This is a genomic window from Halopseudomonas sp., assembly GCF_041579695.1.
GTDB lineage: Bacteria > Pseudomonadota > Gammaproteobacteria > Pseudomonadales > Pseudomonadaceae > Halopseudomonas.
This window is the reverse complement of record NZ_JBFGFI010000137.1, coordinates 1-4794: the sequence shown is the minus strand read 5'-3', so window position 1 is coordinate 4794 and position 4794 is coordinate 1. Positions and strand designations below refer to the sequence as shown.

Annotated in this window: 4 protein-coding genes and 2 pseudogenes; all 6 read left to right on the top strand. The window is 54.4% G+C overall.

The annotated features are described in order from the left end of the window. A pseudogene (locus ABYA88_RS15380) lies at positions 1-273 on the top strand (type VI secretion system tip protein VgrG); the annotation flags it as partial. A 1-nt stretch (position 274) separates the two neighbouring features. Beyond that, positions 275-1078 (top strand): DUF4123 domain-containing protein, encoded by an 804-nt coding sequence (locus ABYA88_RS15375; RefSeq protein ID WP_373188264.1) that lies wholly within the window; start codon positions 275-277, stop codon positions 1076-1078. Beyond that, entirely contained in the window at positions 1075-1563 is a 489-nt protein-coding gene (locus ABYA88_RS15370; protein WP_373188263.1) for a DUF3304 domain-containing protein, read from the top strand. Before ABYA88_RS15375 ends, ABYA88_RS15370 begins: the two co-directional genes overlap by 4 nt. Further along, positions 1550-3331 (top strand): phospholipase effector Tle1 domain-containing protein, encoded by a 1782-nt coding sequence (locus ABYA88_RS15365; protein WP_373188262.1) that lies wholly within the window; start codon positions 1550-1552, stop codon positions 3329-3331. The genes ABYA88_RS15370 and ABYA88_RS15365 overlap by 14 nt, the downstream gene beginning before the upstream one ends. Positions 3332-3663: 332 nt before the next feature. Continuing rightward, positions 3664-3984 carry a DUF2388 domain-containing protein gene (locus tag ABYA88_RS15360; protein WP_373188261.1) on the top strand — a complete coding sequence of 107 codons (321 nt, stop codon included), beginning with the start codon at positions 3664-3666 and terminating at the stop codon, positions 3982-3984. Between the two features lie 54 nt (positions 3985-4038). Beyond that, a pseudogene (locus tag ABYA88_RS15355) lies at positions 4039-4794 on the top strand (hypothetical protein); the annotation flags it as partial.

Below are 4794 nucleotides of genomic sequence, written 5' to 3'. Positions count from 1 at the left end.
GAACTGACCCTCAAGGCCGGCGGCAGCTTTATCAAGATCGATCCCAGTGGCGTTACTCTGGTCGGGCCGAATGTGAAAATGAATTCGGGCGGTAGCCCGGGCTCGGGGTCAGGAGCTTCGCCTGTGCTGCCGGGAAATGTGTCGGCGGCGGAGATAGGACAACCAGGCGATTTACTTGTGGCTCCAGAGCTATTACCAGCACCTCAAAATATCTGCCTGGAGTGTTGGCGTAGGGCGCTTGAGCAAAATCAGCCGATGCTGACAGGGGACTGACATGACGGAAAACCACTATGCGATAGTTGAGCACCAAGCGCTGACCCAAGCTGCAATGGACTATTGGGCAAGTTCGACAATAACTCGCCTACCGATCATGCAACATAAGGCTTTTCAACATTTGCAGCATGAAGGCCCTTGGTTGGTCAATTTCGAAACGGATGCAAATGCCCAACTGGCAGAGTTGCAAGTTGCGCTTGGCAAAAGCGCAATCCTAGGCTCGTTGTCGAGTTATCTCCAGGCAGATGAACTCTGTAGGCACCTTGGCCAAGCACTGCTAGCAATGGCTCCAGACGGTCGAACAGTGCTGCTCAGAAGTTATACGGCTTCAGTAATGCCGGTATTACATGAACGAAGGGACCGTGAATGGCATGCCTGGTTGTTTGGTCCAATTAATGACTGGTGGGTTGAGAGTGAAGGACAGTTAACACATTGTCAGGGTGGCAGGCTCCACGTATTACCCGACCATCAGCCGATTTCACTGGATGCGGCATTGCTGCAGCGCCTGTCTGTCGATCCTCAATCTCTCGCACTGCTGGAAGAGCTCGAAAATTGCGCTCCCGATGTTTTTACCTCGGTTTGCCATGGCGCCCGCCTGGACCAAGTCAACCAAGCGCTGGAGCGGGCTCGTCAGTCTGGTCTTGAACATCCAGATGATCAGTTGCTGTTTGCAACCCTTACCTTAATGGAACGAACGCCCCTGGATGAGACTGCGCAATGGCAGCAAGCTCTAAAGGGCGTGATCGAAAATGGCCTGACTCTGAGTGAGGCACTTGAAATCAATATGGACGATGAACTGTCATGACAACGATTCGCCAACGCTGGCGCAGCCTACCAACTTCGCTGCGCTGGGCCCTGATTCTGATGTTTTATCTGACGCTGATCAGCGGCTTTGTACTCTGGCAGTACCAACGTCCAGGTGGTGCGGCGTTATATGTTCATAACCATACCGATCGGCCGATTTTCAGTTACTGGGTCAATGATAACTGGGGGGGAAACGCCTTCGCCTACGGTGGAGGAAAGACGACCTGCTGCTGGCGTATCGGTGGTGATGATCTGAAAGTGGTGTGGATATTGGACGTCACGCCAGACCAGGTAGCGCGCGGGCTTGAAGAAGAGAGACATCAGCTGGAAATAACCAATCCACCAAGGGAGCGCACTGACGACACCTTGCATGTGCATTTTCTGCCTGGTAACCAGGTCCGTTTAGCCTGGAATCGCAGTGCCACTAGTCCGCTCACTGAAGAGCTACGTCAACGTTACCCAAGGAAGGACCATGACAACCCGTGATGTATTAACCCAGGCTCAGGCGATCAGTGCGCTCTGCCGCGTGCCAGCAAGGGTGACGCCGATCTGCGGCAGGACATTGCATATTGGCTTTTTCTTCGATGGCTTCGCCCGAAATTTGGAAGAGGATTTACGAGAAAATCGACTTAGCAATATTGGTCGTTTGTTTCTAGCACACATGGACACCGACAAAGACTCCGAATTTCACTGCTATCGATCTGCCTATCTGAGTGGCCTTGGTGCAGATTATGACGACGCTCTGGGTGTGCAAGCCAGCGGCGCACTCAACCGAGCACAGTCGGATACGATGGACATACCTGCGGATGTTGTTGCCGAAGAGGCCATTGAAGTAGCCAAGGATCAATTGAGTGGACGCGACTGGTGGCAGCGTCTCAAGCGAGACTTGGGGAAACTGAGGGATAAGCCGCAGAACAGTTTGAAGGTTTTCAGGGACATGCTGATCAATACTGCCGCAGAGGTAGTGGAGCCTATCCGTGATTCTCGCTGGGCGGCTCACTTGGTCAAAAGCGGTGTAGATGTGCGTTTGGAGGGCGCCCGGACACGGCTCAACCGGGAAATAAATGCGTTGAATGACGCAGGGCAGATACCGCTGCGTACCATTAAGGTATCGGTGTTCGGTTTCGATTTCGGCGCCACGTTGGCCAGAGCGTTTATCCACGAGTTGATGGAGCTATCCCAGCAACGTGGCTCTCAATATTACTATCGTCACGCCCGGCTGGAGATTGTCTTTGCTGGTCTATTCGATGCGGTGGACCGCTCGGTGGTTGAAATACCTCCATTGGAATTTATTCTTCCTACTACTACGCGCGTCGATGATGGAGGTCTGGTACACCCACAGGTCAAGGCAGTGCTGCATTTAGTAGCGGCGCATGAACGCCGCTTTTATCGTCGGGCTCGGTTATTGGGCGAGCGTCGTCGAGATTGGCGTGAAGAACTAATGCCGGGGGTCAGCGAGGATATTGGTGGTGGCATTGCTCCGGGTGAGCAAAAGCCCAGCAATGAACTGGCATTGGTCAGCTTGCATCGGATGTATCGCGCTGCTTTTGCTGCAGGGGTCTCGCTGGTTGCACGAGACGAGTTACCTGCCAAAGGCCGAATGATAGCGTCGCTCTTCACGTTTAACGACAAATCACCAAGCCAACGTAGCGCCCTTAGCCTGGTGCGGCACTATCAGCGCTGGGTCGGCAACCCTATGCCTAATTCGGATGCTTTTCTCATCCATATGCGCTGCTACATGCGTTGGCTGGCCCATCTCTGGCGAGCCTACAAGGTGGAAATGGGCGAGCTGGCGGCACAGAGCGACGCCGCACACCGAAGCCAATATAGGAGTAACAACGGAGTCGGCTCAGGCATCTTTGGGTTAACGACTGAAACGGCTGCAGAGCGGAGAATGCGGCTATCAAAACTTGATGAAATTCAGCAACGGCAGCGCCATTTACGTGCTGATTTGTCTTGGCTGGAAGATGTCGATAGTGAAGCAACGAGCATCAAAAACCGTTTGAGGGTAATTGGGCCCCAAAGCGCAGGGACGCCACAAAACCTGAAAGTATGGGAGGCTTTGCTTTACGAATGGGACAGTCCGCAACCATTGATCCCGGAGGTTGTAGAGTTGTTCGCGTTCTTTGTCCACGACCAACAGGTGCTCTCAACGGCTCAACGTAGCGCTCGGTCGATGTCAGGCGAAAACTTCTTTGCAATTCGCGGTATTGATCAGCCAACAGGAACATTATCAGTTCAAAATGAGGGGTAAGCTTCCAAAAGCCTGGATAATATGCAGAAGGTGCGTCTGATGTTGCGCTTGCCAGGCCAAAAGGAGTACCGCCAGGGCCCGCTTGCAAAACGCCTGGCCCAGGAAGTGGACGGTCATCCGTTACAGGCCGACCAGCCCACTGGCGCATCATTGATGTGTATGCCCGATGTGGAGGAGCCGGTACCTTGGGTTGGCCGGGGTAAACTAATATCTTCACTCAGGCTGCAACTAGAGGGTGACACTGGGCAGATAAACGCTAGAATCACCGGAAACGGGCCTGCAATGGCTCGGTACTCCAAGCCCTTGGGCCTGGTCTCTCTCTAGGAGTTCTAATGAAGATTCGCTCTGTAATCCTTGCTGCTGGTTTGGTTGTTTTTTCTGCAATGGCTTCCGCTTCCAGCTTTATTGGTACCACCAATGCGGTGGGCCACGTTCTGGTCGATATGGCTGAAGCCTTGGGTGACAGCACTGCCTCTACCTTTGGCTCGAACAAGGTCGTGTTGGATGCGCGGGATGACGCTGCCAGCTTCGTCGGTAGTGACGGTCAAGTGCGCGGCGTTAACCTGGAGGCGGCGCTGGGCCATATTCGCCACCAGATGCCAGAGCTACAAGCCACTGATATGCAACTGGCAGAGGCTATTCTGGCCCTGTGATTGCAGTTCTGAACGCCCAGACTTATCAGGGCGCCATTCCCATTGCGCCTTGACATGCGCCCCGCTCTTGAGCGGGGCGTAGCCGTAATCGCGATTGTCCTGGGTCTGGCATCGCTACTGTGGGTTCCTCTTGCTCATTCGGCCTTGACTGTGAGACTGGAACAGGTCGATCTGAGCACTGAGCAGCGCCAGGCTAGCCAGGAACTGCTTGATGCGGCGCTCAAGGCTTTGCCTTCCCAGTTGGTTTCGCAACTGGATCGTGAAATCGTTTTACGTTGGTCTTCCAGTCTGCCGCACAGCGTCATGGGCCGAGCCCGCTATGATGGTCAAATAATCCTGAATCGACGTTGGCTCGATGCGCTGGTGCAGGGCGATGATCAAACTCTGCCCGCTGGACGGCAGCACGCTACGCTGCACCGGGAGCTGCAAGCCACACTGGTACACGAGCTTGCGCATTTTTACGACCAAGGCCAATTCTGGTCTGCTGACGAGCGTGGGTTGATACGCCCATGTGCCCGCCAGTACAAAAGTCTCGGCCCGGTTGGCCTGCCAAGCGAGTGCCAGGGCCAGTCGCAGCGACGCTTTACCCTGAGCGACGACCCCAGATTACTTGAGCTCGCCGGCTGGCCCGCACGTATCGGTGGCCGTGGCGAGGTAGAACTGCATAATAATCAATACCTGCGCACGCCGGATGCATATGAACTGAGCAACCCACGCGAGTTTGTTGCAGTCAATCTTGAGTACTTCCTGCTCGACCCCGAATACCGGTGCCGACGGCCGGGGTTACACGACTATTTTTCTGAGCACTTT